Source organism: uncultured Brevundimonas sp. (assembly GCF_937863155.1).
GTDB lineage: Bacteria > Pseudomonadota > Alphaproteobacteria > Caulobacterales > Caulobacteraceae > Brevundimonas.
This window is the reverse complement of the sequence record NZ_CALMFB010000024.1, coordinates 72,080-96,718: the sequence shown is the minus strand read 5'-3', so window position 1 is coordinate 96,718 and position 24,639 is coordinate 72,080. Positions and strand designations below refer to the sequence as shown.

At 68.5% G+C, this 24,639-nt stretch carries 24 protein-coding genes; 11 read left to right on the top strand and 13 right to left on the bottom strand.

From position 1 onward, the window contains the following. Nucleotide 1: 1 nt before the first annotated feature. Both Q0581_RS03760 and gmk read left to right on the top strand, forming a co-directional pair. A complete protein-coding gene (locus Q0581_RS03760; RefSeq protein WP_298697855.1) occupies nt 2-880 on the top strand; it encodes a YicC/YloC family endoribonuclease in 879 nt (292 codons plus the stop codon). Continuing rightward, nucleotides 870-1,511 carry a guanylate kinase gene (gene gmk, locus Q0581_RS03755; RefSeq protein ID WP_298697709.1) on the top strand — a complete coding sequence of 214 codons (642 nt, stop codon included), beginning with the start codon at nt 870-872 and terminating at the stop codon, nt 1,509-1,511. The genes Q0581_RS03760 and gmk overlap by 11 nt, the downstream gene beginning before the upstream one ends. Before the next feature lie 12 nt (nt 1,512-1,523). Here the strand turns inward: gmk and rsmA are convergent, their stop codons facing one another. The 6 genes from rsmA to Q0581_RS03725 form a co-directional block, all read right to left on the bottom strand. Further along, nucleotides 1,524-2,330, bottom strand: a complete 807-nt coding sequence (gene rsmA / locus Q0581_RS03750; protein ID WP_298697707.1) for a 16S rRNA (adenine(1518)-N(6)/adenine(1519)-N(6))-dimethyltransferase RsmA — start codon at nt 2,328-2,330, stop codon at nt 1,524-1,526. Then, entirely contained in the window at nt 2,327-3,337 is a 1,011-nt protein-coding gene (pdxA, locus tag Q0581_RS03745; RefSeq protein WP_298697705.1) for a 4-hydroxythreonine-4-phosphate dehydrogenase PdxA, read from the bottom strand. The genes rsmA and pdxA overlap by 4 nt, the downstream gene beginning before the upstream one ends. Beyond that, nucleotides 3,334-4,668: a peptidylprolyl isomerase gene (locus Q0581_RS03740; RefSeq protein WP_298697703.1), complete on the bottom strand. Its 1,335-nt coding sequence runs from the start codon at nt 4,666-4,668 to the stop codon at nt 3,334-3,336. Before Q0581_RS03740 ends, pdxA begins: the two co-directional genes overlap by 4 nt. A 71-nt stretch (nt 4,669-4,739) precedes the next feature. After that, nucleotides 4,740-7,163, bottom strand: coding sequence for an LPS assembly protein LptD (gene lptD / locus Q0581_RS03735; RefSeq protein WP_298697701.1), 2,424 nt, complete (start codon nt 7,161-7,163; stop codon nt 4,740-4,742). 33 nt (nt 7,164-7,196) lie between these two features. After that, entirely contained in the window at nt 7,197-8,333 is a 1,137-nt protein-coding gene (lptG, locus tag Q0581_RS03730; RefSeq protein ID WP_298697699.1) for an LPS export ABC transporter permease LptG, read from the bottom strand. Continuing rightward, the gene (locus Q0581_RS03725) at nt 8,330-9,457 is read right to left on the bottom strand and encodes an LptF/LptG family permease (RefSeq protein ID WP_298697698.1); all 1,128 of its coding nucleotides are present in this window, start codon (nt 9,455-9,457) and stop codon (nt 8,330-8,332) included. The genes lptG and Q0581_RS03725 overlap by 4 nt, the downstream gene beginning before the upstream one ends. Before the next feature lie 148 nt (nt 9,458-9,605). Between Q0581_RS03725 and Q0581_RS03720 the strand changes: the two genes are divergently transcribed. Genes Q0581_RS03720 through Q0581_RS03705 form a run of 4 tightly spaced genes read left to right on the top strand, consistent with a single transcriptional unit; the run spans nt 9,606 to nt 12,154 of the window. Next, nucleotides 9,606-11,048 carry a leucyl aminopeptidase gene (locus tag Q0581_RS03720; protein WP_298697696.1) on the top strand — a complete coding sequence of 481 codons (1,443 nt, stop codon included), beginning with the start codon at nt 9,606-9,608 and terminating at the stop codon, nt 11,046-11,048. 7 nt (nt 11,049-11,055) lie between these two features. Next, a complete protein-coding gene (locus tag Q0581_RS03715; RefSeq protein ID WP_298697695.1) occupies nt 11,056-11,517 on the top strand; it encodes a DNA polymerase III subunit chi in 462 nt (153 codons plus the stop codon). A gap of 8 nt (nt 11,518-11,525) precedes the next feature. After that, on the top strand, nt 11,526-11,831 hold the full coding sequence (locus Q0581_RS03710) for a hypothetical protein (protein ID WP_298697694.1): 306 nt from the start codon (nt 11,526-11,528) through the stop codon (nt 11,829-11,831). 20 nt (nt 11,832-11,851) lie between these two features. Then, a complete protein-coding gene (locus tag Q0581_RS03705; protein WP_298697692.1) occupies nt 11,852-12,154 on the top strand; it encodes an I78 family peptidase inhibitor in 303 nt (100 codons plus the stop codon). A gap of 69 nt (nt 12,155-12,223) precedes the next feature. Here the strand turns inward: Q0581_RS03705 and clpA are convergent, their stop codons facing one another. Together clpA and clpS are read right to left on the bottom strand one after the other, a co-directional pair. Then, nucleotides 12,224-14,533: an ATP-dependent Clp protease ATP-binding subunit ClpA gene (gene clpA, locus Q0581_RS03700; RefSeq protein WP_298697691.1), complete on the bottom strand. Its 2,310-nt coding sequence runs from the start codon at nt 14,531-14,533 to the stop codon at nt 12,224-12,226. Nucleotides 14,534-14,548: 15 nt separating this feature from the next. After that, nucleotides 14,549-14,878: an ATP-dependent Clp protease adapter ClpS gene (clpS, locus tag Q0581_RS03695; RefSeq protein ID WP_298697690.1), complete on the bottom strand. Its 330-nt coding sequence runs from the start codon at nt 14,876-14,878 to the stop codon at nt 14,549-14,551. Between the two features lie 196 nt (nt 14,879-15,074). On the opposite strand from clpS, the gene Q0581_RS03690 reads away from it, so the two are divergent. Further along, complete coding sequence (locus Q0581_RS03690) at nt 15,075-15,890, top strand: c-type cytochrome (protein ID WP_298697689.1); 816 nt, start codon at nt 15,075-15,077, stop codon at nt 15,888-15,890. 108 nt (nt 15,891-15,998) lie between these two features. Here the strand turns inward: Q0581_RS03690 and phaP are convergent, their stop codons facing one another. Continuing rightward, on the bottom strand, nt 15,999-16,490 hold the full coding sequence (phaP, locus tag Q0581_RS03685; protein WP_298697688.1) for a phasin family protein: 492 nt from the start codon (nt 16,488-16,490) through the stop codon (nt 15,999-16,001). A 268-nt stretch (nt 16,491-16,758) separates the two neighbouring features. On the opposite strand from phaP, the gene Q0581_RS03680 reads away from it, so the two are divergent. Next, nucleotides 16,759-18,144 (top strand): serine hydrolase, encoded by a 1,386-nt coding sequence (locus Q0581_RS03680; RefSeq protein ID WP_298697687.1) that lies wholly within the window; start codon nt 16,759-16,761, stop codon nt 18,142-18,144. Here Q0581_RS03680 and Q0581_RS03675 read toward each other — a convergent pair. Together Q0581_RS03675 and Q0581_RS03670 are read right to left on the bottom strand one after the other, a co-directional pair. Beyond that, on the bottom strand, nt 18,141-19,274 hold the full coding sequence (locus tag Q0581_RS03675) for a GNAT family N-acetyltransferase (protein ID WP_298697685.1): 1,134 nt from the start codon (nt 19,272-19,274) through the stop codon (nt 18,141-18,143). The genes Q0581_RS03680 and Q0581_RS03675 overlap by 4 nt on opposite strands. Beyond that, nucleotides 19,271-19,729, bottom strand: a complete 459-nt coding sequence (locus tag Q0581_RS03670) for a RidA family protein (protein ID WP_298697683.1) — start codon at nt 19,727-19,729, stop codon at nt 19,271-19,273. The genes Q0581_RS03675 and Q0581_RS03670 overlap by 4 nt, the downstream gene beginning before the upstream one ends. A gap of 91 nt (nt 19,730-19,820) precedes the next feature. Between Q0581_RS03670 and Q0581_RS03665 the strand changes: the two genes are divergently transcribed. Further along, a complete protein-coding gene (locus Q0581_RS03665; RefSeq protein WP_298697681.1) occupies nt 19,821-20,711 on the top strand; it encodes a hypothetical protein in 891 nt (296 codons plus the stop codon). Here Q0581_RS03665 and Q0581_RS03660 read toward each other — a convergent pair. Beyond that, entirely contained in the window at nt 20,708-21,448 is a 741-nt protein-coding gene (locus Q0581_RS03660; RefSeq protein ID WP_298697679.1) for a polysaccharide deacetylase family protein, read from the bottom strand. The two genes, Q0581_RS03665 and Q0581_RS03660, sit on opposite strands and share 4 nt — an antisense overlap. Before the next feature lie 46 nt (nt 21,449-21,494). Further along, on the bottom strand, nt 21,495-22,751 hold the full coding sequence (locus Q0581_RS03655) for a DNA polymerase IV (protein WP_298697853.1): 1,257 nt from the start codon (nt 22,749-22,751) through the stop codon (nt 21,495-21,497). A 97-nt stretch (nt 22,752-22,848) separates the two neighbouring features. Here Q0581_RS03655 and Q0581_RS03650 point away from each other — a divergent pair, with 97 nt between their 5' ends. Together Q0581_RS03650 and Q0581_RS03645 are read left to right on the top strand one after the other, a co-directional pair. Beyond that, on the top strand, nt 22,849-23,214 hold the full coding sequence (locus tag Q0581_RS03650) for a response regulator (protein WP_292263929.1): 366 nt from the start codon (nt 22,849-22,851) through the stop codon (nt 23,212-23,214). A 7-nt stretch (nt 23,215-23,221) separates the two neighbouring features. Further along, nucleotides 23,222-24,586, top strand: coding sequence for a PleD family two-component system response regulator (locus Q0581_RS03645; RefSeq protein ID WP_298697675.1), 1,365 nt, complete (start codon nt 23,222-23,224; stop codon nt 24,584-24,586). Nucleotides 24,587-24,639 lie beyond the last annotated feature (53 nt).

Below are 24,639 nucleotides of genomic sequence, written 5' to 3'. Positions count from 1 at the left end.
CATGACCGGCTTCGGCCGGGCCGAGGGGGCGCAGTCCGGTGCGGGCGGCGACTGGAGCTGGTCGGTCGAGGCGCGCTCGGTCAACGGCCGCAATCTGGATGTGAAGTTTCGCGGCCCGCCGGGGTTCGACGGGCTGGAGGCCGCGGCCAAGGCGGCGGCGCAGGCCCGGTTCGCGCGCGGCCAGGTGACCATCGGCGTCCAGGCCAAGCGGGCCGAGGCGGGGGCGGCGGGCCTGATCGTCAACGCCGAGGTTCTGGACCGCTATCTGAAGCTGGCCAACGACCTGGTTCAGGGCGGGGCCGCGCCGGCGACGGCGGACGGCCTGTTGTCCCTGCGTGGCGTGCTGGAAATCCCCGAGGAGGTCGAGGACGAGGCCGCGCGCGCAGCGCTGCAATCGGCCATCGCCGCCGATATCGACCGGGCCCTGGAGGCGCTGAAGGCGTCGCGGGCGCGCGAGGGGGCGCAACTGGCGCCGGTGATCGGCGGCTTCATCGACCGGATCGAGGCCCTGACCGCCGACGCCGAGCGCGAGGCGGGCGCGCAAGTTCAGGCGATCCGCGACCGGTTCGCCCGCCGCATGGCCGAACTGGCGCCCGATGCGCCGGGGCTGGAGGAGCGCATCTATCTGGAGGCGGCGGCCCTGGCGGCCAAGGCGGACGTGCGCGAGGAGCTGGATCGTCTGACCGCCCATGTCGCCAGCGCCCGCACCCTGTTGCAGCAACCCCCCGCCGGGCGGAAACTCGACTTCCTGATGCAGGAATTCATGCGCGAGGCGAACACCCTCTGCTCCAAATCGGCTACCACCGCGCTGACCGCGACGGGCCTGGACCTGAAGGCGGTGATCGAACAGTTGCGTGAACAGGTGCAGAATGTTGAATGAACGCACGCCTCGCCGGGGTGTCCTGCTGATCGTGGCCAGCCCGTCGGGCGCGGGCAAGACCAGCCTGTGCCGCCGCCTGATGGCCGATCACGCCGGGCTGGAGCTGTCGGTGTCGATGACCACGCGCGACATCCGGCCGGGCGAGGTGGCGGGCCGCGACTATAATTTCGTCGAGCGCGCTCCGTTCGAACGTCTGATCGCCGAAGACGCCTTCCTGGAATGGGCCGATGTGCACGGCAATCTGTACGGCAGCCCGCGCGCGCCCATCGACCGGGCGCTGGCCGAAGGCCGCGACGTGCTGTTCGACATCGACTGGCAGGGCGCGGCCGAGATCGCGCGTAAATGTCCCGGCGACGCCGTGCGGGTCTTCATCCTGCCGCCCAGCCTGGAGGAACTGCGCCGTCGCCTGGTGACCCGGTCCCAGGATGCGGACGAGGTGATCGAGCGCCGCGTCGCCAACGCCAAGGGCGAGATCGAGCGCTGCGACGACTTCGACTATGTGCTGGTCAACGAGGACTTCGACCGGTCCTATGCCGAACTGGCCCACATCTATCACGCCGAACGCAGCCGCCGGGCGCGCAATCTGTGGGTGGCGGGCTACCGCCAGGCCCTGCTGAACGAAGTGGTTTGAGGGACCGGCGGCTCAGGGCAGAACGTCCGCCAGCCTGAGGAAGCCTGCCAGGTCGATGGTTTCGGCCCGCGCGTCCGGCTCGATCCCCGCCGCTTCGCACAGGGCGCCGCCGCCCAGCTGTTTCAGGCTGGACCGCAGCATCTTGCGGCGCTGGCCGAAGGCGGCGGCGGTGACGCGCTCCAGCCGTTTCAGCCGCTCTGGCGCCGGGCGGTCCGCGTGGGGAACCAGATGCACCACGGCCGAGGCGACCTTGGGCGGCGGGGTGAAGGCGGCGGCGGGCAGGTGCATGACCAGCCGCGCCTCGCACACGGCCTGGGCGATGACGGCCAGGCGGCCATAGGCGTCGTCGCCCGGCGCGGCCACGATCCGCTCGGCCACCTCCTTCTGGAACATCAGGGTCAGGGCGTGCGGCGTCCACGGCCCCGTCAGCCATTTGATCAGCAGGGCGGTGCCGACGTTATAGGGCAGGTTGGACACCAGATGGGCCGGGCCGTCGACCAGATCGGCCTCCTTCACCCGCAGGGCGTCATCCTGGATGATGGACAGGCGGCCCCAGCCGTCGTCCAGTTCGGACAGCAGGGGGACGAAGCGCGGATCCTTTTCGACCAGCACCACCCGACCGGCGTCGGATTCGAGCAGGGCGCGGGTCAGGCCGCCGGGGCCGGGGCCGACCTCGATCACCGCGCGGCCCTCGAACGGCCCGGCCAGGCGCACGATCTTTCGCGTGACGTTCAGGTCCAGCAGGAAATGCTGGCCAAAGCTCTTCTTGGCCGACAGGCCGTGGGCGTCCAGGGTTTCGCGCAAGGTCGGCAGGGTCATCGCACGCGGCCCCCGGCCCGGCTGGCGGCCATGTCGGCGGCCAGACGCAGGGCGGCGATCAGGCTGTCGGGCCGGGCCAGCCCCTTGCCGGCGATGTCGAAACCGGTGCCGTGGTCCGGCGATGTGCGCACGATCGGCAGGCCCAGGGTGGCGTTGACCCCGCCCCAGAAGTCCAGCGTCTTGACCGGGATCAGGGCCTGGTCGTGATACAGGCAGATCGCCGCGTCATAGGTCCGCCGCGCCTCGTCATGAAACAGGGTGTCGGCCGGCCTCGGGTCGGTGATGTCGATCCCCATCTCGCGCAGGCGGGTGGCGGCGGGGCGCAGCACCTCGATCTCCTGCATGCCCAAGGCGCCGCCTTCGCCGGCATGGGGGTTCAGCGCCGCCAGGGCCAGGCGCGGCCGGGCGATGGCGAAGTCGCGCCGCAGGGCGTCGTCCACCACCTGGGCCGTGCGCATCAGCCGCTCGGCGGTCAGGAGTTCCGGCACCTGGTCGAAGGCGACATGGATGGTCACCAGACAGGCCCGCAGATCGCGCGCCGTCAGCATCATCACCGGCCCGCGCACCCCGCTGAACGGCGTGTCGATGGTCAGTTCGGCGATGAACTCGGTATGGCCCGGAAACCGGAAGCCCGAAGCGTACATGGGGGCTTTGGCGATGGGGCAGGTGACCACGCCCCCCGCCTCGCCCGACAGGGCCAGGGACACGGCCTCTTCGATCCAGTCGGCGACCACCGGGGCGTTGGCGGGGTCGGGCGCGCCGGGCGTGACGGGCGCGCGCAAGGGGCGATGCAGGACGGGCAGGGCGCGGCCGAATACCGCCGCCGCATCGCCCGCGTGGGTGACCTCCAGCACGGGCGCGTGACGACGCAACAGCTCGGCGTCCCCGATCACGGCGAAGATGGGGCCCGACGACGACAGGGCGCGCCAAGCGTCGGCGGCGATCTCCGGCCCGACGCCGGCCGGATCGCCCAGCGTCAGAACGAGCGGCGCCGCCCCAGCGGTCACTTCAGTTCGATCAGGGCGTCAGCGCGCAGGTCGCGCATATAGCGCCGCGCCAGCATCGACAGATTGGCCTGGCGCAGACGGAATTCGATCTCCTGACGCGCCGGGATTTCGGGGCCGCCGACGCGGCGCCCGCACACCGCCACCAGATGCAGACCCAGGGGGGTGCGCACAGGGGTGGAGATCGAGCCGACTTCGGCCGAGCGGGCGATCTGCTGGAACTGGGGCGCCAGGTTCGAGACATCGGCCTCACCCAGATCGGACCCCAGCAGGCCGGCTTCGGACGTGGCGCGGCCCAGCATGGTGTCGCAGGTCAGTTGCGGTTGCAGCGCGGTCAGTCGCTGGGTGGCGGCGGCGACCTCGGCCTCGCCCGCCGTTTCGGGCAGTTCGATCATCACCTGCTTCAGGCTGACCAGGCTGGTGGCCGCGCCCGAACGCTTGTCGCGCATATAGATGATGTAGACGCCGCCATCGACCGGGATCGGGTTCGACAGCTGGCCGACCTCCAGCGTGTCCAGCGCCGCCTGAAGTTGCGGATTCACCGAACCCTGGACCACCCAGCCGGCGTCGCCGCCGTTGGTGGCCGACGGGGCGGCCGAAAACTGGCGGGCCACGGCCATGAAGGGCGCGCCCTGGACCATCTGACCGACCAACTGCTGGGCGCCGTTCATGGCCGCCTGCTGGCCGCCGACGCGGGCGGCCTCGATGTAGATTTCGCCGATCAGATACTGGGGCTTGGAGGCCGAAGCCTCGGCCTGGCGCACGGCCTGATCGACCTGGGCCTGGCTGACGCGCGACCGCGCGTTGAAGCGACCGCCGACCAGTTCGCGCCAGCCGATTTCGGTGCGCAGCTGTTCACGCAGGGTCGAGGGACGAATGCCCGCCTCGCGCAGGAAACCCATGTAATTTTCCGGCGTGGTTCCGACCTGTTGGGCGCTTTGGGCGATCTCGCGATCGACCTCTTCGTCGCTGATGATCAGGGTCTCGTACTTGGCGATCTCGTCGTTCTGAAGCCGCTGTTCGATCAGGTCGTTCAGCGCCTGCTGTTGAATGGCGGGCAGGTTTTCCTGCGTCGGCTGGACCTGGGTCATGGCGATCAGCAGCAGCATCGCCTGACGCAGGTCGAAACCGGTGATGATCTTGTCGTTGACGGTGGCGACGATGCCGTCGGCCATCTGGAACTGAGGCTGGGCCGCGGCGCCTTGCGGCGCCGCTTCGGCGCCGGGGTTCAGGGCGCCGGCCGCCGCCGGTTGCTGGCCCGGAACCTGCGCCAGAGCCGTGCCCGACAGAAGCGCGGCGATCGTCATCGCCGTGGTGGAAAGCCTCAAACCCATGGTTCGTCCCGATTCCTCAAAACCCTGGCCTCGACCCCGTGCGACGGAGGAGGTTCGGTCCCATTAGCGCCTTACCAGCGCGTTTCGCCCCGTCCATACCCTGTACCGCCGAAAGTGGCGAGGTTTAGGCGTATGAACACCCCTTCGGACGGTCCCGACGGGCGCACGCGGGTGTTGTCGCGCCGGAAGCCGATCTCGAAACGGAAGCAGTCGTCGTCAAACACGATGCCCGCCTCCGACCGCGTGATGACGTCGCGTTCCAGGTCGGCGATGCCGTTGACCGTCACGCCCCAGTTGCCGAACACGAACTGCTGGGCCGTCAGCTGAACGAATTCATAATTGCGGTTTGCCGGCCCGCCCAGCGGATTGGAGCGGTCGACGATATAGCTGACGGTGGCCAGGTCGCGGCGACCCCAACGCCCGTCCACGGCGGCCTCGGCCCGGCGCACGTCGCCCGAACCGTCGACGGTGGCGTGGAACCAGCCCCGAATGCGGTCGGACGGGCTGAAGGCGCCCTGAACCACCCAGTCCGAGGTCTTGGCCGCCAGACCGGTGGGGTCGTACAGGCGCGTCGGATCGTCGGGAATGGGCGTGCGGAAGGCGTCGTCCTCCTTGCCCCGGCTGGAGCGGCCGACGAACAGGCTGGCGCTGCGCCCGTCGTCCCAGCGCACGGTGGCGCGCACCCCGGCGGTCACGCGGAAACCGCCCTCGATCAGATCATGGCCCGGGAAACGGTCCATGCGGAACAGCGAGGTTTCGTCCAGCTCGATCGTCTGGCTGTCCTCGTTCGGAATGCGCGGGTCCTGATCGACGCTGGTGCTGAATGACAGCTGGCCAAGAGGCTCCAGGATCAGGTCGGCCCCGGCGCCCAGCGGGCGCACCAGCGGATAGGCGACATCCAGCCCCGCGCTGGCGCGGGTGCGGGTCACCGTCTCGTCGCCCAGGCCGGGCAGGGGCGGCAGTTGGTCGATGGAATAGGCGTCGGCGCGCAGATCGACGAACGGCTCCCACCGCACGCCGGCCGGGCTGATGAAGGCGCGACGCCAGTCCATCTGGCCGGTCACCCGGCGGGTGTCCACGCCCTCCAGCCCCGTCGTGGGACCGGGGGGAATCAGTTCGGGCCGCAGGACCGGCGATCCGACCCAGGCGTCGCGCGTCAGCGACACGGCCGACCCCCGCAGCCGCAGGCGACCGCCGAACACCGGCTGGTTCGGCTCCCACCGCGCCTCGACGATGGGGGCGACGATCGGCAGGGCGTTGTCGCTTTCAAAGACGTTCAACGCCGGCGTGACCGGATCGAAACGGGCGACCCGCAGGCTCTGGATCGCGAAGGTCGCGACCGACACATAGGAGCGGCGGGTCTGATGCTCGGCGTAGATCTGGCTGATCAGGCGGCGCCGGTCGCCGTAATACAGGCCGTTGTCCTGATACGGATCGCGGATGTCATAGCGGTCGAACAGCGTCTTGTCCGACACCCGCTCGGCCGTGAAGCCCCAGCGCCAGGGACCGTCCGGGTCGAACCGGGCGTGTGCCAGCAGATAGCTGCGGTTCGTCGCATCGCCGAATTTGACGTTGCTCTCGGGTCGGCCGTCGCCGTTCAGGTCGAAGTCGCCGAAATTGCGCTCGTGCGTATAGCCGCCGCGCACGACCACCGTGCCGTCGTCGAACCGGCGGCGCCATTGCAGGTTCAGCAGCGGCGCGACGCGGTGGTTGAACTGGGGGCTGATCAGCCAGTCTTCGGACGGCGAGACGACGTGCAGATAGGGCGTCTCGATCGACACCCCGCGCCCTTCGTCATAGGCCGGAATGGGCGGCAACAGGCCCGAGGCGCGCTCGACCGTCGGGTCGGGGTGGGCGAAGACCGGCAGGAAGAAGACCGGCACGCCGCCGACGCGGAACACGGCGTTGCGGTACAGAATGGCCCGCAGTTCCTCGTTCTGGACGACCTTTTCCGCCTGGATCGAGACGCTGGGCGTCTTGGGGCCGTTCTCGTCGCAGATGGGGCAGGGGGTGAAGACGGCGTAGTTCAGCTCGTTGACGTTCTCGCTGCGCCGCACGGCCGTGGCGGCCATCAGGCTGGCGCCGTTCGACAGGCGGGTGGCGAAATCGACGGCCACCCCCGCGCGCATCTGGTCGTCCAGCTCCAGCCGGCTGGCGAACACCACATCGTTGTTGGGCGAAATCAGCTCGACCTGACCCGAGGCGGCGCCGACGCCGGCGGCCAGATCATAGCGGATCGATTCGGCCCTGAGCGTATGGTCGCGGAAGCGCGCCACCGCGCGATCTGCGCCCGGGCCGCCATTCAGGATCATGACGTCGCCCTGGCGTTCCGCGCTGCGGGCATCGACCAGGATCGCTTCGGGCGTCAGACCGTCCGCGCCTGTCGGCGGGACTTGCTGGGCCAAGGCCACGCCGGGCGCGCAGGCCAGCCCCGCGCCGGCCAGAAGCCAGCGACGATAGCCTGGTCCGCGAAAGGCGCGGCGATCACCCTGCATGCATGGTCACTCGGATAGGGTCGGGAAGGCGGATTAGCCGTCTTCGGTATAGAACAGCAAGGTGAAGGCCGCGAGCGCCGTCAGAACCGGCGGCAACCAGGCCGACAGGAAGGGCGGCACCACCTCGGCCGATCCCATGGCCGCCGAAAACTGGTTGATGAAGAAGAAGGCGAAGCCCAGCACCACGGCCGCCGCGCTCATCCGCGCCAGATCGCCCAGCCGCATCAGCCGCAGGGAAAAGGCCGCCGCCAGGATCGACATGGCCGCGAACATCAGCGGCGTGGCCAGCAGCTGTTGCAGCCGCAGGCGATAGGCGGTGGACGAAAACCCCGCATGTTCGATGCGCCGGATCTGGCCGGGCAGGGACCAGAAGGGCGTGGATTGCGGGCGCGCGAACTGTTCGAACGCCTCTTCGTCGGCCAGACTGGAGATCAGGTCCAGGGTCGCATAGCGCACGGCCCGCTGGCCCGTCTGGGCGCCCACGGCGTCGGTCAGGCGCCAGCGGCCGGCCGACAGGCTGGCGGTGGCCGCGTCGATCCGCTCGGTGAAGGTGCGCCGCCCGTCGTCGCCATTGGCGTAGATGAAGAAGGTGACGTCCAGCAGCCGGGCGTTGGCGCGGTCCTGGCGGCCGGCGCGGATGATCATCTGGCGCTGGTCGTCGCCTTCGCGCAGCCAGACGGTCGTCTGGCGGGCGCCCGGCACGGCGCCGGAAATACGCGCCCGCTCGCGCTGCCACAGGCCGTCGCCCGCCGCCGCCAGCGGACCCAGGGCCGTGACCGTCAGAACCCCGACCGCCAGGGCGGCGCCCGCCGCCGGCAGCACGAAGCGCCAGGCCGAAATCCCCGACGCCCGCATGGCCACCAGCTCGCTGCGCCGGTTCAGGCCGATGAAGGCTGACAGGCTGCCGAACAGGAACACGAAGGGCAGAAGCTGCAGGATCACGCTGGGCGACTTCAGCAGCACCAGGCCGAAGATCCGCGCCGCCGACAGATCGACGTCCGATCCCACCCCGCGCGACACCTCGACGAAGTCGATCAGCATGATCAGGGCCGAAATCACCGCCAGCGCCATGGCCAGCGCCCGCGCCTGGGTGACCAGCACATAGCGTTCGATGCGGCCCAGCCGCAGACGCGATACCGGCAGGCGAAGGTCCAGACGGCGCGCGGTCATGCGAACCGCGCCTTCAGCCGGGCCAGCGGTCCCCAGGGCCTGTGGACCTTCAACGGCTTGAACAGCTGCCGCAGCGCCAGGGCCGTCGCCACGACGGGCAGCAGATATTGCAGCAGGTTCAGCCACGGGTTCCAGGCGCTGGCGGCGACCAGGCCGTATCCGGCGATGCGCAGCAGCAGGAACAGGCCCGCCGCCTTGGCGATGCGCATCGCATAACCGGTGCGCGAATAGGCGCCGCCGATGATGGCGTGCAGCGCCAGGGCCATGGCCATCAGGGCGTACAGCGGCGCCGACAGCCGCGAATGCGCCTCGGCCGCCAGTTCGCCGCGCGCCGCCACCCGATCCAGGGTCGCCGGCGAGGGGTTCAGCAGTTCGGTCAGATACAGGTCGGCGGGCTTGTAGCGGATGGTCTCGTCCGTCTCGGTGAAGCGCGCCAGCGGGAAATTATAGCCGTCGAACGACAGATATTCGAGCACGCCGTTGTTCGAGAACCGCTGCCACGATCCGCCGCGCATGGTCAGATAGGGCTCGCCGTCGATGCGGCCGAACCGCGCCTCGGCCGCGTCCCAGGTGGTGACGCGGTCGCCGTCCTCCAGATAGACGAACAGGTTCTTCAGCAGGCCGTTCTGCTCGACCTGCTGGACATAGACGGTCAGGCCGTTTGGCCCCTGGACGAAGCGCCCTTCCTCGACCAGCAGGGCGGCCAGGTCGGTGCGCACCGCAAAAGCCTGATTGCGGGCCTCGCGCTGGGCCATGGGCTGGATCAGCGCGCCGATCAGCAGGGTCAACACCGCCGCCGCCGCCGCGATCAGGGCCGCCGGGCGGATGACCTGCCAGCGCGACACCCCGCCGGCGAACACGGCCGTCAGCTCCTGTTCGCGCTGCAGCCGCGTCAGGGCCACCAGGGCGCCGACGAACAGGCCGATGGGCAGGATGACCGCCAGAAGTTGGGGCAGGGCCAGCAGCGTCAGCTTGGCCATCACCCAGACGCTCTGACCGCGTTCGACGATGACTTCCAGCTGATCCAGGCTCTGGCTCAGCAGGCCGATTCCGCACAGGGCGCCGACCGCCGCGGACACGGGCAGGGCGACCTGACGAAAAAGATAGCCTTGAATCAGGGTCATGGGCGGAAAGAAATCGCCCGGTTGCAGGCGGCGTCTGGGAAGCGCATCTAATAGCACATCAAAAAGCGTCCGCGACTGTCGCGCGACGTTTTCCTTAGTGTTTTTGAAAACCAAGACCGGGGCGGCCAAGCCCCGGCTGGAGTGGCTTATGATCGTCCAATTCGTCGCCTCGCCCGGTTCCGCCGAGATCCTGGCCCTGTTCGTCACCGAAGGCGCGGAGGCGCCGGGCGGCCTGGCGGCGGCGGTGAAGGCCAGCCGGTTCAAGGGCGGGCGCAATTCGACCCTGGCGGTTCCGGCCCCGGCGGGCCTGGACGCCGGCCTGGCGCTGCTGACGGGCCTGGGCGATGCGGCCAAGGTGGACGACCTGGCCATCGAGACGGCGGCGGGCGCGGCCTATCAGGCGGTGCGCAACAGCGGTCTGGAGACCCTGACCATCGACGCCTCGGGCCTGAGCGCCGAACAGGCCGCGCGTGTGGGCTTCGCCGTGCGTCTGGCGGCCTATCGCTTTGACAAATACCGCACGACCCAGAAGGCCGAGAAGATCCCGTCGGTGAAGACGGTGCGCGTGGTCGCCGCCGATGCGAAGGCCGCCGAAGCCGCCTTCGCCCCGCTGTCGGCCGTGGCCGACGCCGTGCTGTTTTCGCGCGATCTGGTGTCCGAACCCGCCAACGTCCTTTACCCCGCCGAGTTCGCCAAACGGGTCAAGGCGCTGGAAAGCCTGGGTCTTGAAGTCGAGATCCTGGGCGAGGCCGAGATGGACAAGCTGGGCATGCAGACCCTGCTGGCCGTCGGCATGGGCAGCGAGCGCGAAAGCCAGCTGGCCGTGATCCAGTGGAAGGGCGGCAAGGCGGGCGATCAGCCCATCGCCTTCGTCGGCAAGGGCGTCTGCTTCGATACCGGCGGCATTTCCATCAAGCCCGCCGAGGGCATGGAGGACATGAAGTGGGACATGGGCGGCGCCGCCGCCGTGGCCGGCACGATGATGGCCCTGGCCGGCCGCAAGGCCAAGGTCAACGCCGTAGGCGTGCTGGGCCTGGTCGAGAACATGCCGGACGGCAAGGCCCAGCGTCCGGGCGACGTGGTGGTGTCCATGTCGGGCCAGACGGTCGAGGTCATCAACACCGACGCCGAGGGCCGCCTCGTTCTGGCCGACGCCCTGTGGTACACGCAGGACCGCTTCAAGCCGAAATTCATCATCGATCTGGCGACCCTGACCGGGGCCATGATCATCTCGCTGGGCCTGGAATACGCGGGTGTCTTCTCGAACGACGACGCGGTGGCCCAGGGCATTCTGGACGCCGGCCCGCTGGTGGGTGAAAACTACTGGCGCATGCCGCTGCCGGACATCTACGACCGGCACATCGACAGCCCGATCGCCGACATGAAGAACATGGGCAACGGCCGGGCCGGCGGCTCGATCACTGCCGCCCTGTTCCTGAAGCGGTTCGTCAACGACACCCCCTGGGCCCATATTGACATCGCCCCGACCGCCTGGAACCCTAAGAGCCAGAGCCCGGTCGTGCCCGACGGCGCCGTCGGCTTCGCCGTGCGCACCCTGGATCGCATGGTGGCGGACAAGTACGAGGTCTGACGCCGCCGTGAGCGAGGCCGGGCCGGAAATCTGGTTCTATCACCTGGAGCGCTCGTCGCTGGATCAGGTGCTGCCCGGCCTGTTGGAAAAGACGCGGGAACGGGGGTGGAAGGCGCTGGTGCGGGCCGACGATGCGGCGCTGCTGGCCCATGTCGACGATCATCTGTGGACCTGGCGGGACGACAGTTTCCTGGCCCACGGTCGGGCGGATCAGCCGAACGCCGAGCGCCAGCCGGTGCTGTTGAGCGAATCGGGCGAGAACCGGAACGGCGCTCAGGCGCTGTTCATCCTGGACGGCGCAGACATGGGTCAGACGGAGGCGTTCCAGCGGTGCTTCATCATCTTCGACGGTCGGGACGAAACGGCGCTGAACGGCGCGCGCGCGCGGTGGAAGACGCTGAAGGACGCCGGCGCGGACCTGGCCTACTGGCGACAGGATGGCGACGGGCGCTGGGAGCGGGCGGCCTGACGGCCCTGTTGCTGGCCGCCGCCTGTTCCTCGACATCCTCGGTCGAAACGCCCGCCTCGCGCGCGGTCGAACACGCCGAACAGACCCGCCCCATCGGCGACCGCCAGCCCCCGGCCCAGGCCGATCAGTGCAGGGCCGGCGAGATGCAGTGGCTGGTCGGCAAACCCCGCACCGAAATCCCCGTTCCGGTCGAGGTGGTAAACCGGCGTGTGACCTGCACGACCTGTCCCGTCACCGAAGATTTCTCGGCCTATCGTTTGAATATCTTCTACAATCAGGAAACCGGCATCGTCGAGCAGGTGCGCTGCGGCTGAGCCGGCCATAGGAGGCGACCATGCGTAGATATCTCGCGCCCGCGCTGATGCTGGCCTTTGCGGGGGCCGTCGCGGCCTGTGCGCCCACGTCCGGCGGCGGCGACATCGCCCCGCCCACGGACGGCCAGGCCGATCAGTGCCGCACCTCGAAATACCAGGCCTATATCGGCCGCAACCGGTCCGAGCTGCCGCCCAAGCCCGAGGGCGAAACCTGGCGCGTGGTCTGCTCCACCTGCGCCATGACCATGGATTATCACGCCGGCCGGCTGAACATCGTCTATGACGTGGACACGAACATCATCCAGCGTCTGAGCTGCGGCTGAGACTTCCGCCGACGAAACAAAGGCCCGGATGGCGACATCCGGGCCTTTTTCCTGGGGCCAATGCGCGGATCAGCCCGCCGTTTCGTCCTCGGTTTCGCGCGCGGCTGCGCCCGCCGCGCCGGTGATGTCGAAGGCGATCTTGCCGTCCTTCAGCTCCACCTTCACATGGCCGCCGCGCACCAGCCGCCCGAACAGGATTTCGTCGGCCAGAGGCCGCTTGATCGCATCCTGAATGACCCGGGCCAGGGGCCGCGCGCCATACAGTTCGTCGAAGCCGTTCTTGGCCAGCCAGTCGGCCGCCTCGTCGGTCAGTTCGATGGTGATGTTGCGGTCCGCCAGCTGGGCGTCCAACTGCATCACGAACTTGGTCACCACCGACTTGATCGTTTCGGCGTCCAGCGCCTTGAAGGCCACGATGGCGTCCAGGCGGTTGCGGAACTCGGGCGCGAACAGGCGCTGAATGGCCTTGTCGTCCTCGCCCTCGACCTTGCCGCGACCAAAGCCGATGGAGGCGCGCGCGTTGTCGGCGGCCCCCGCGTTGGTGGTCATGATCAGTATGACATTGCGGAAATCGACCTTCTTGCCGACCGCATCGGTCAGCATGCCGTTGTCCATCACCTGAAGCAGGATGTTGTAGACGTCCGGGTGCGCCTTCTCGATCTCGTCCAGCAGAACGACACAGTGCGGATGCTGGTCCACCGCATCGGTCAGAAGCCCGCCCTGGTCATGGCCGACATAGCCCGGAGGCGCGCCGATCAGGCGGCTGACGGTGTGGCGCTCCATATATTCGGACATGTCGAAGCGCTGCATCTCAATGCCCAGGGTGGACGCCAGTTGCTTGGCTACCTCGGTCTTGCCGACGCCGGTCGGGCCGCTGAACAGGAAGCAGCCGATCGGCTTGTTCGGATCGCGCAGGCCTGCGCGGGCCAGCTTCATCGAGGCCGAGACCTGTTCGATGGCGCCTTCCTGGCCGAAGACGGCGCGCTTCAGATCGCGTTCCAGGTCGCGCAGGCTTTCGGTGTCGGACTTGCTGACCGACTTGGCCGGGATGCGGGCCATCTTGGCGATGACGGCCTCGACCTCCTTCTGGCCGATGACCTTCTTGCGCCGGGATTCGGGCAGCAGCATCTGGCTGGCGCCCGCCTCGTCGATGACGTCGATGGCCTTGTCCGGCAGTTTGCGGTCGGTCATGTAGCGGGCCGACAGGTCCACCGCCGTACGGATGGCCGCCTCGGTGTAGCGCAGCTTGTGGTGCTGCTCGTAATAGGTCTTCAGCCCCTTCAGGATCTTGACCGTGTCCTCGATCGTCGGCTCGTTGACGTCGATCTTCTGGAAGCGGCGGACCAGGGCGCGGTCCTTCTCGAAATGCTGGCGGTATTCCTTGTAGGTGGTCGAGCCCATGCAGCGCAGGGTGCCCGACGCCAGCGCCGGTTTCAGCAGGTTGGACGCATCCATGGCCCCGCCACTGGTCGCGCCCGCGCCGATCACCGTGTGGATTTCATCGATGAACAGGATGGCGTTGTCATGCGTCTCCAGTTCCTTGACGACCTGTTTCAGCCGCTCCTCGAAGTCGCCGCGATAGCGGGTGCCGGCCAGCAGGGCGCCCATGTCCAGCGAATAGATGGTGGCGTCCTTCAGGACATCCGGCACCTCGCCATTGACGATCTTGCGCGCCAGACCCTCGGCGATGGCGGTCTTGCCGACGCCAGGTTCCCCGACCAGCAGGGGATTGTTCTTGGTGCGGCGGCACAGGATCTGGATCGAGCGCTCGACCTCGGCCATGCGGCCGATCAGGGGATCGACCTTACCCTGGCGCGACTTCTCGTTCAGATCGACGCAATAGGCTTCCAGCGCCTCTCCGCCCTGTTTGGCGGCCGAGGCGTCTTCGGCGTCCTCGGGGCTCTGACCACTGCGGACGGGGCGGGTCTCGCCCGAACCGGGCGTCTTGGCGATGCCGTGGGCGATGAAGTTGACCGCGTCATAGCGGGTCATGTCCTGCTCCTGCAGGAAGTAGGCGGCGTGGCTTTCGCGCTCGCTGAAGATGGCGACCAGAACGTTCGCGCCCGACACCTCTTCGCGACCCGACGACTGGACATGGATCACCGCGCGCTGGATCACGCGCTGGAACCCGGCGGTCGGCTTGGCGTCCTCGCCGTCGGCCGTGGCCAAGGCGGCCAGGTCGTTGTCGACATACAGGGTCAGGGCGGTCTTCAGCGCCGTCAGATCGACATTGCACGCCCGCATCACGCCCGAGGCGTCCGGGTCATCGATCAGCGCCAGCAGCAGATGCTCCAGCGTGGCGTATTCATGCCGGCGCGCGTTCGCATAGTGGACCGCGCGGTGCAGGGTTTCTTCGAGAGGACGGGAAAATGAAGGCATCGGGTAAGGCTCCTCTCAGTCCTTTTCCATCGTGCATTGCAGGGGGTGCTGGTGGCGGCGCGCCGTCTCGATCACCTGGGCGACCTTGGTCTCGGCCACTTCATAGGTGTAGACGCCGCACACCCCGACCCCATGCTGATGCACATGCAGCATGATGCGGGTCGCGGCCTCGCGGTCCTTCTGGAAGAAGCGTTCCAGCACATAGACGACGAATTCCATCGGCGTGTAGTCGTCGTTCAGGATCAGCACCCGATACAGCGAGGGCTTCTGAAGCTTCGGCTTGGTTTCGGTGACCGTGGCGGTTCCGGAACCGCCGCCCGCATCACCGGGCCTTTGGATGGGCATTCGTTATCCGTCTTGGGGGGCTCGATGGATCAGATAGGGAATGATGGCCTGATTTGTAGATGCGTCCAGTCACACCGTGCGTGATCCGTGCCAGACGCGGCGATGAGACGCCCCGACCCGCTTCTGAGTCCGGTTTTGCGCTCTTGGGCCTGTTTCGTATCGATGTTACGCAAGGGGTGGCCGACAGGAGGCGACGATGCGCGCAGTGATGGGTCTGATGCTCGCCGCCCTGGGCCTGGCGGCCTGTTCCCAACCTGCGTCGCCGCCCACCGAGACGGTTCAGTTTGATCGGGTCAGCGCCCATCTGGTCGAACATGGGCGCCGGCTGTCGGCGGTCCTGGGCTGTTCCGGGTGTCACGGCGCCGATCTGACGGGCGAAGACTGGTCCGAGCCGGGCTTCGGGCGCCTGTGGACGTCCAATCTGACGCGCGCCATCCCGGCCTATACGGACGCCCAACTGGAGGCGACCATCCGGCACGGGCGTCGGCCCGATGGTTCGGACCTGTGGGCCATGCCGTCCCACCTGTTCACCCAGCTTTCGGCCGACGACATGGCCGCCGTGATCGCCTATCTGCGCACCAGGACGCCGGCGGGCGAGGTGCATCCGGTTCCTGCGTTCGAGGCGGGCGGTCGGGCCGAGATCGCGGCCGGAACCCTGAAGACATCTGCGGCCGAGGTCGCCGCCACCGACGCCGCCCTGCCGCCGGACATGGGCCCTGCCCACGACCTGGGCCGCTACATCGCCCGGGCCACCTGCGCCGAATGTCACGGCATGGATCTGAAGGGCGGAACGCCTTACCCCGGCGCGACGGCCAGGCCGGACCTGCGCATGGTCACGGCTTATGACGCGGCCCAGTTCGACCGGTTGCTGCGCACCGGGGCGCCGATCGGGGATCGCAAGCTGGATCTGATGAGCGAGGTCGCGCGCGGCCGGTTCAGCCATTTCACCCCCGGCGAGATGCAGGCCCTGCATCAGTATCTGCAGCGGGTCGGCGCCGAACCGGCCGACTGAACGCCAAAAGGCCCCGGCGTTTCCACCGGGGCCTCTCAGTTACGCCTACTCAAATCGCCAGCCGCGTCGGGTCGGCCCGTAGGGCGACCGCGGCCGAACCAGGATGCCTTAGCGGGCGGCCTGGAAGCGTTCGACCGAGGCGGTGACGCGCTCGTTGATCGGCTTGAAGCTGTCCTTGACCGAGGCGGTCAGGGTGTCGGCCATCTTGTTGGCTTCCGACAGATAGGTCTCCATCGCCGACTTGGCGAAGGTGGTTTGCAGTTCGATCAGTTCCTGGACCGAACGGGCCTGGGCCAGCGACTGGGTGGCGGCGACGCCGTCTTCCCACGACTTCTTGGCATAGGCGACCGATTGGGCCGACAGGGCTTCGGCGCCCTTCTGGGCGGCGCTGGCCGAGGCGACGACGGCTTCCAGGTTGCGCTGGCCTTCGGCGTTCAGCTCGGTGATCGAGGCGATCGACTTGTCCATGGCTTCGCGGGCGGCCTTGGCGCCGGCGGCCTGCATCTTCTCGGCCTGGGCCTTGACGGTCTCGGTCTGAGCCTTGACCTGGGCGGTGGCGGTTTCGACGGTCTTCTTCACGGTTTCGGCGGCGTCGGCCATGATGGTCTCTCCTGATCGGGTCGCGGCGTTGCGCGTGTGATTTTTCCCGCTTCCGGGGATTCCGGTGCGGCAGAGGCTCATATGGTGCAAGTGCGAACAAACGTCAAGGGTTATTGTGCGCTGCACAAAAACGTCGTGCGATGGGTCAAATCTACGTTGACGCGCGGTTAACCGACGTGAAACCGGCGGGCTTCATGCTAGGGTCAGTTCTTGCGTCGCGCCGGGGGGGCGTCGCCGCGCCACAGTAGACGAAGGTAGTCGCCCACTGATGTTCGCATTCGCCCGTCGCGGAATCCTGGCCCTGATCGCGCTTGCGATGCTGACGGCTGCGCCGTCGCCCGGACCCGGTCCGGTGGCCCAGGCCCCCAATGTCAAATACGCCGCCATCGTGGTGGACGCCGAAAGCGGCGAGGTGCTGTTTGCGCGCCATGCCGACAGCCGGCGTTATCCCGCCTCGATCACCAAGGTCATGACCCTGTATCTGGCGTTCGAGGCCCTGGCCGAAGGACGGGTCAAGGCGGACGACGTGCTGACCGTCTCGCCGCGCGCCGCGTCCCAGCCGCCGTCCAAGCTGGGCCTGGGGGCAGGGCAGACCATCACCCTGGACAACGCCATGAAGGCCACGGCCGTGCGCTCGGCCAACGACATGGCGGTGGCCATCGCCGAACATGTGGGCGGGTCCGAGGCGCGCTTCGCCGCCATGATGACGCTGAAGGCGCGCGAACTGGGCATGACCGACACCCGCTACGTCAACGCCAACGGCCTGCCCGACAGCCGTCAGATCACCACCGCACGCGACCTGGCCGTTCTGACCCGCGCCATCATGCGCGACTATCCGCAGTACTACCGTTATTTCGGCCTGCACGACTGGAGCTTCAACGGCCGCGAATATCGCAACACCAACGGCCTCTTGGGCTCGGGCCATGGCTATGACGGGCTGAAGACCGGCTACACCAATGCGTCGGGCTACAATCTGGCGGCCTCGGCGGTGCGCGACGGGCGCCGGCTGATCACCATCGTTCTGGGCGGCCGCAGCAGCGCCACCCGCAACGTCCATGTGGCCGAGCTGATGGACGTCGGCTTCGACGTCGAGCGGATGCGGGCGCGCGGCGAACTGATCCCCGTCGCCCAGACGGTGTTCGAGGCGCGGGGCTTTGGCGTCGACACCCGGATGGACTCCGGCCCGTTCCAGTACGCCGCCAACACCGCGTCGGATGAAGACCAGGGTGGATCGAACGCCGTCTCCTACGCCTCTCTGCCGGCCGCCCCGCCCGAGATCGAACGCGTGACCCCCGCGCCGTCGCAGGTGCGCACCGTCTCGGCCGGCGACGTCACTTCGGCCCTGAACGGCGCCCCGGTGACGGCCCAGCCCCGCCGCACGACCAGCGCCCCCGCGCGCGAGGCGGCCCGTCCGCCCGCCGGCCGCTGGGCCGTTCAGGTCGGCGCCTTCCGCGATGAACAGGTGGCGCGTGACTGGCTGACCGAGGTGGCCCGCCGCTTCCGCACCCAGTTCAACGGCGCGACCCGCGACATTCAACGGGCCGGCGAATGGCGCCGTTCGCGCTTCACCGGCATGACCCAGGACGCCGCCGAGGCCGCCTGCCGCGCCCTGGCCGAACGCCGGGTGACCTGCATGGTGGTTCGGCCGGACTAAGCCGCTCGGTAAGGGCTCAAATCCGCCGTCATGGCCGCGATCTCGGCCTGAACCGCAGGGCGTTCGCGCTGCAGATAGTCGGCCACCGCCGCGCGCAGTCCGTCATGGGCGATGTAGTGCGCGCTGTGCACCGGCGTCGGCAGATATCCGCGCGCGATCTTGTGCTCGCCCTGGGCGCCCGCCTCGACCCGCGACAGGCCGTGTTCGATGGCGAAGTCGATGGCGCGGTAATAGCACAGCTCGAAATGCAGGAAGGGCCGGTCTTCCAGCGCCCCCCACTGCCGCCCATACAAAGCGTCGCGCCCGATCAGGTTCAGCGCCCCCGCCACCGGCGTCCCGTCGCGAAACGCCATCACCAGGGCGATCCGGTCGGCCATCGTTTCGCCGATGCGGGCGAAGAAGTCGCGCGTCAGATAGGGCCGCCCCCATTTGCGTGCGCCGGTGTCCATATAGAAGGCGAAGAAGGCGTCCCAGTGCGCGGGGGTGATGGCGTCGCCGGTCAGGGTGCGGATATCCAACCCGGCCTGCGCCTCGCGCCGCTCGCGCCGGAGGGTCTTGCGCCGCGACGACGACAGGGCGCCCAGGAAGTCGTCGAACGACCCATAGCCCCGGTTGGTCCAGACATATTGCATGTCCAGCCGTTGCAGCAGGCCCGACGCGCCCATGGCGTCCCATTCCGCCGTCGTCGGGAAGTTCACATGCAGGGACGACAGGCCCATCTGTTCCGTCAGGGCCATAGCCCCCGCCAGCAGCGCCTCACGCACCACGGGATCGGCCGCCAGCAGGCGCGGCCCCGTCACCGGCGTGAACGGCACGGCCGACAGCAGTTTCGGGTAATAGGCGCCGCCCGCCCGTTCCAGCGCCTCGGCCCAGGCGTGGTCGAAGACATATTCGCCCTGGCTGTGCCCCTTCAGATAAAGCGGCATGACCCCGACCACGGCGCCGGCGTCATCGCGCACGCTCAGGTGCCGCGCGGCCCAGCCCTGGCGCGGCGTGGCGCTGCCCGACGCCTCGCAGGCGTACAGGAAGTCGAAGCTGACGAAGGGATCGCCGGTCGGCGCCGCATGGGCGTCCCAGTCGGCGCGGCCGATGTCGGCGATGCTGTCGTGCGTCTGGACCTGAAAGGTCACTTCACCTCGACGATGGCGTCCACCTCGACGGCGAAGCCCAGCGGCAGGCGATAAACGCCCACGGCCGAACGGGCGTGGCGACCCTTGTCGCCGAACACCTCGACCATCAGGTCCGAACAGCCGTTGATGACCGCCGGAATGGCCTCGAAATCGCCCGCCGCCTGGACGAAGCCGCCCAGTTTGACGATGCGCACCACCCGCTCCAGGTCGCCGTCCAGCGCCGCCGACATCTGGGCCAGCAGATTGACGCCGCACATCCGCGCCGCCTCCTGCGCCCGCTCGGGCGACACATCGGCGCCCACCGTGCCTTTGACCCCGCCGGCGGCGTCGTTCGACAGCTGGCCCGAGATGTGGACCAGGTTTCCGCTGCGCACGAAGGGCACATAGTTGGCCACCGCCTTGGCGGGTTCGGGCAGGGCGATGCCCAGTTCGTTCAGGCGGTCGGCGATGCTCATGGGGGCGCTCCTCGGGCTTGTGGGCGGCGGTTTAGCGCGCCTGTGCGCCGACTTAAAGGTTCGCCAACCCCGATATGCGACGCTGGCGGTCATGGATATGCAGATCACGCCGCCCGCCGCCCGCTTCCAGGCCGTGTTGAGCCGTCTGAAGCCTGTTGAACTGGCCGCCGTTCAGGCCGCCGCCGAACCCGCGGCCCAGGCCGCCGCCGCCGCCGCCGCCCACTGGGACTTCTCCCTGCCGGCCGCGCGCGTGGATCAGGTGCTGGGCCAGGACGCCAGCGACGTTGTGCGCCGAGGCCTGATCGCCCACTGGGCGCTGACCACGCCCGAACGCGCCGCTGCGGCGGGCATGCCGCCGGCGGTGATGGACCTTTATCCGTTCTGGCTGGACAAGCTGGCGGGGTTCCTGGACCTGGCCGACGATCCCTATGACGCCGACTTCTGGGCCAAGGACGTGCGCTTCGTACTGGCGCTCAGCGTGCCGGGCGCGCGGTCTCAGGTGATCGACCTGTCCTCGCCCATGGGGCCGGGCCAGGTGATCCGCCATGTCCGCGAAGGCTGGGGATTCAAAGCGATCTTCGACTATCTGCGCGCTGGCCATCGCAAGACCTGGCTGGAGGTGCATACCGAAAGCCGCCATCTGGACGACTTCAACGAAGACGGCTGGAACCGCGCCTGGGCCACGGCGGCCGAGATCTGCCGCGCCCGGCCCGATCTGGCGGGGATGATCGGCTCCAGCTGGTTCTATGATCCGCCCCTGACCGAGATCAGCCCGCGCCTGGCGCACCTGCGCCTGAACCCGCTGAACGGCGGCGCCTTCATGGTCCATCAGGGCCCGGCCGAGATTCACACCCAGCGCGCGGCCACCGCCTCGCCGACGCGCAAGGCCCTGATCGACAGCGGCGAATACACGGCCCGCTCGTGGCTGATGGTCTGGCCCCGCAAGGCCCTGATCGCCTGGGCCGACGCGCGTCGGGCCTAGGCCGCCATCCGGTCCCGCGCCGCCCCGACCGGCAGGATGTCCAGACCCGCCCCTTTCGCCAGCCGGATCAGCCGGTCGATGTCTTCGGCGCGACAGCCATAGGGGGTCGGCCGGTCCGACACATCGTGGCCATAGGCGATCAGCCAGCCGCGCCCCTGGGCCGCCTGCTGGACCATGGCCTCCAGGTCGTATCCGGGCAGGCGGCGCGATTCCATACCGATGGCCTGCAGGTTCGCCCGATCGGCCCGCCCGGCGTTGACCCCGTCGCGCACCCCGCGCCCGCAGCGGAAGCGCCGGTCGATCACCGCCTTGGCCCCAAGGGCGCAATCGCCGAACGGATAGGCGAAGGTGGTCATGCGATAGCCGTCCAGCCGCTCGGCCACCCAGGCGGCGTTGCGGGCCAGACTGGCCTCCAGTTCAGCCGGGTTGAGCGTCAGGGTCGAGACATGCTCGAAGGTATGGCAGCCGACCTCATGCCCCGCCGCATGCAAGGCCTGTAGATGCGGGGTCTCGAACTGCGGCAGATCCAGATTACGCCCGCCCGCCAGGCCGCCACAGACATAATAGGTCGCCTTCACCCCATGCTGGGCCAGCACCGGCCCCGCTTCGGTCCAGGCCGAAACCGGAATGTCGTCGAACGACAGGCTCAGCACCCCGCGTTCGGGAGCGACCGGCATGGGCCGGACATCCAGATAGCGCCCGGCGCGCCGTCGCATCTTGTCGATGAAAGCCTGCATGGCCTCCAGACTAGGCGCGACAGCTTAAGGCCCCGTTGAACGCGGATCAGCGTTTCAGCGCTCGCCCGGCGATCACCGCGTTTCGCCCGAATTTGTCACGCAGGGCGTCGATGGCCGTCTCGGCCTTCAACGTGCGGGTCTCGGCCGTGTCGAACAGGGCGGCGGGGGCGTCTTCGGCGTCCTGCACATCCGCCATGCCTATGCCGATCAGGCGATAGGGCCGGCCCAGTTCGGGCTTCAGCAGCGCGCGGGCCGTGGCGAACATGGCGCGGGCGGTCTGCACCGGCTCGGCCGCCGTGGTGCGCCGGGTGATGATCTTGAAGTCCGTGCGCCGCAGCTTCAGCACGATGACCCGGCTGGCCACTCCGTCACGCCGCGCCTTGGACGCCAGCTTCTCGCACAGGGGCCACAGCTCGGCCTCCAGCGCCTCGGCGTCGGTCAGGTCGTGGTTGAAGGTGGTTTCGGCGCTCATGCCCTTGCGATCATGGTCGGGATCGACCCGGCGGTGGTCGCGCGCATGCGACAGGTCGTGCAGCCGCAAGCCATGCTCGCCATAGCGTTTCATCAGATCGCGCGGATCGGCGGCGGCCAGATCGCCGATGGTGGCGTAGCCGTCGCTGCGCAGGGTCTTGCCGAACACCGGCCCGACGCCGGGCAGGGCGGTGACCGGCCGGGGCGCCAGAACGGCCATGGCCTCGGCCGCGCCGACGACCGAGAACCCGCGCGGCTTGTCCATCTCGGACGCCATTTTCGCCAGGAACCGGTTGGGCGCCAGGCCGATGGAGACGGTCAGGCCGGTCTCGTCTTCGATGCGCTTCTGAAGACGCACCAGTTGCAGGGCGGGCGGCCCGCCGTTCAGCCGCTCGGTCCCCGCCAGATCGATCCACGCCTCGTCCAGCGACAGGGTCTGAACCAGGGGCGTCAGCTCGCCCACCATGCCGAAGATGCGGCGGCTCTCGGGCACGTATTTCTCGAACGACGGTTTGATGACCACGGCGTCGGGGCAGGCCTTCAGCGCCTTGAACATCGGCATGGCCGAGCCGACACCGTACAGACGGGCCACATAGCAGGCGGTCGAAACCACGCCCCGCTTGCCGCCGCCCACGATCACCGGCTTGTCGCGCAGCTCGGGCCGGTCGCGCTTCTCGACCGAGGCGTAGAAGGCGTCGCAATCCAGATGCGCCAGCGACAGTTGGTCCAGTTCGTCATGGACCAGCAGCCGTTTCGACCCGCACGCCGGACAGCGCCGGTCCGCCGGCCCTTCGTCCCCGGTCCAGAAACAGTCGCGGCATATGGCCTTCACGGCGGCGTCCTTCAGCTTCACGTCAACTTAAGACAGGCGCGCGACAGTGCCAGTCGAGAAGGCGCAAAGGCCCGTCCGAAAGGCGACCAGCAGGGTGATGTCCAAGAAGGTCCTCATCGTCGAGGATAACGAGCTGAACATGAAGCTTTTTCATGATCTGCTCGATTCCCAGGGCTATGAAACCCTGCAGACCCGCGAGGGGCTGCAGGCGCTGGCCCTGGCGCGCCAGCATCGTCCCGACCTGATCCTGATGGACATCCAGCTGCCGGAAATCAGCGGGCTGGAAGTCACCAAATGGCTGAAGGACGACGAGGAGCTTAGCCACATCCCCGTGGTCGCCGTCACCGCCTTCGCCATGAAGGGCGACGAGGAGCGCATCCGCCAGGGCGGCTGCGAGGCCTATATCTCCAAGCCGATCTCGGTGATGCATTTCCTCGACACCGTTCGGAAGCACCTGGGGTAGGGCGGGGATGAGCGCGCGCATCCTGGTCGTCGACGATGTGGAGCCGAACGTTCGGCTGCTCGAAGCCAAGCTGACGCTGGAATACTATGACGTGGTCACCGCGACCGACGGGGCGGGCGCCCTGGTCCGCGCGGCGGCGGACCAGCCGGATATCATCCTGCTGGACGTGATGATGCCGGGCATGGACGGGTTCGAGACGTGTAAACGGCTGAAGGCCGATCCGGCGACGCGTCATATTCCGGTGGTGCTGGTCACCGCCCTGGACGGCCGCGAAGACCGTATCCGGGGGCTGGAGGCCGGGGCCGACGACTTTGTCACCAAGCCGATCGACGATGTGATCCTGTTCGCGCGCGTGCGGTCGCTGGTGCGGCTGAAACAGGTGATGGACGAGCTGCGCGAGCGCGAGGAAAGCGGCCGCCGCCTGGGCGTCAACGCCGACGGCGCGGGTCGGCTGCGCGGCTCGGGCGGGCGGGTGCTGGTGGTCGACGACAATCCGCGCCAGGTGGAAAAGATCGGCATGCAGCTGGTCAAGGAGCATCGCCCTTCGTTCGAAACCCTGCCCGACGCCGCCATGGTCGCGGCCGCCGGGCCGATCGACCTGATGATCGTCAATGTCGCGGCCGAGAGTTTCGACGGCCTGCGCCTGATCGCGCGGGCGCGCACCGACCGGGCCACACGCAAGGTTCCGATCCTGGCCGTGGTCGACCCGTCCGACCGCCCGCGCCTGGTCAAGGCGCTGGAACTGGGGGCCAACGACATCCTGTTCCGCCCGGTCGACGCCGAAGAGATGGCCGCGCGCGTCCGCACCCAGGTGCGGCGCAAACGCTATGCCGACTTCCTGAAGGAAAAGCTGGACTACAGCCTGGAGATGGCCGTCACCGACGCCCTGACCGGCCTGCACAACCGCCGCTACATGGCCGGACAGCTTCAGGCCCTGGTGGGCCGGGCGGTCCAGGGGGGCGAGCCGGTGGCGCTGCTGGTGCTGGACATCGACCACTTCAAGGCGGTGAACGACGGCTTCGGCCACGACGCCGGCGACGAGGTGCTGCAGGAATTCGCCGTGCGCCTGGCCACCAATGTCCGCGCCATCGACCTGCCGTGCCGCCAGGGCGGGGAAGAGTTCGTGGTGGTCATGCCCGGCTCGACCCTGGAAGACGCGGTGCATGTGGCCGACCGCATCCGCCGCGACATCGCCGGGGCGCCGTTCCCGGTGCTGGGCGGCAAGGAGATGCTGAACATCACCGTCTCGATCGGCGTGGCGGCGACGACGGGGGCGGGCGACACGCCCGAGGCCCTGATGAAACGCGCCGACGAGGGCGTCTATGCCGCCAAGGCCGCGGGCCGCAACGCCGTGATCGCGCGCGCGGCCTGAAACTCAAGCGGCCTGAAACGCAAAACGCCCGGCTGATCCAGCCGGGCGCTTCG

Coding starts and splice junctions, on each gene's coding strand:
- Q0581_RS03740 (WP_298697703.1), bottom strand. CDS start 4,668: ATGGGTTTGAGGCTTTCCACCACGGCGATGACGATCGCCGCGCTTCTG.
- clpA (WP_298697691.1), bottom strand. CDS start 14,533: ATGCCTTCATTTTCCCGTCCTCTCGAAGAAACCCTGCACCGCGCGGTC.
- Q0581_RS03645 (WP_298697675.1), top strand. CDS start 23,222: ATGAGCGCGCGCATCCTGGTCGTCGACGATGTGGAGCCGAACGTTCGG.
- Q0581_RS03725 (WP_298697698.1), bottom strand. CDS start 9,457: ATGACCCTGATTCAAGGCTATCTTTTTCGTCAGGTCGCCCTGCCCGTG.
- Q0581_RS03670 (WP_298697683.1), bottom strand. CDS start 19,729: ATGAGCATCGCCGACCGCCTGAACGAACTGGGCATCGCCCTGCCCGAA.
- phaP (WP_298697688.1), bottom strand. CDS start 16,490: ATGGCCGACGCCGCCGAAACCGTGAAGAAGACCGTCGAAACCGCCACC.
- Q0581_RS03680 (WP_298697687.1), top strand. CDS start 16,759: ATGTTCGCATTCGCCCGTCGCGGAATCCTGGCCCTGATCGCGCTTGCG.
- rsmA (WP_298697707.1), bottom strand. CDS start 2,330: ATGACCCTGCCGACCTTGCGCGAAACCCTGGACGCCCACGGCCTGTCG.
- Q0581_RS03760 (WP_298697855.1), top strand. CDS start 2: ATGACCGGCTTCGGCCGGGCCGAGGGGGCGCAGTCCGGTGCGGGCGGC.
- clpS (WP_298697690.1), bottom strand. CDS start 14,878: ATGCCCATCCAAAGGCCCGGTGATGCGGGCGGCGGTTCCGGAACCGCC.
- Q0581_RS03720 (WP_298697696.1), top strand. CDS start 9,606: ATGATCGTCCAATTCGTCGCCTCGCCCGGTTCCGCCGAGATCCTGGCC.
- Q0581_RS03690 (WP_298697689.1), top strand. CDS start 15,075: ATGCGCGCAGTGATGGGTCTGATGCTCGCCGCCCTGGGCCTGGCGGCC.
- lptD (WP_298697701.1), bottom strand. CDS start 7,163: ATGCAGGGTGATCGCCGCGCCTTTCGCGGACCAGGCTATCGTCGCTGG.
- Q0581_RS03665 (WP_298697681.1), top strand. CDS start 19,821: ATGGATATGCAGATCACGCCGCCCGCCGCCCGCTTCCAGGCCGTGTTG.
- Q0581_RS03705 (WP_298697692.1), top strand. CDS start 11,852: ATGCGTAGATATCTCGCGCCCGCGCTGATGCTGGCCTTTGCGGGGGCC.
- lptG (WP_298697699.1), bottom strand. CDS start 8,333: ATGACCGCGCGCCGTCTGGACCTTCGCCTGCCGGTATCGCGTCTGCGG.
- Q0581_RS03650 (WP_292263929.1), top strand. CDS start 22,849: ATGTCCAAGAAGGTCCTCATCGTCGAGGATAACGAGCTGAACATGAAG.
- gmk (WP_298697709.1), top strand. CDS start 870: ATGTTGAATGAACGCACGCCTCGCCGGGGTGTCCTGCTGATCGTGGCC.
- Q0581_RS03660 (WP_298697679.1), bottom strand. CDS start 21,448: ATGCAGGCTTTCATCGACAAGATGCGACGGCGCGCCGGGCGCTATCTG.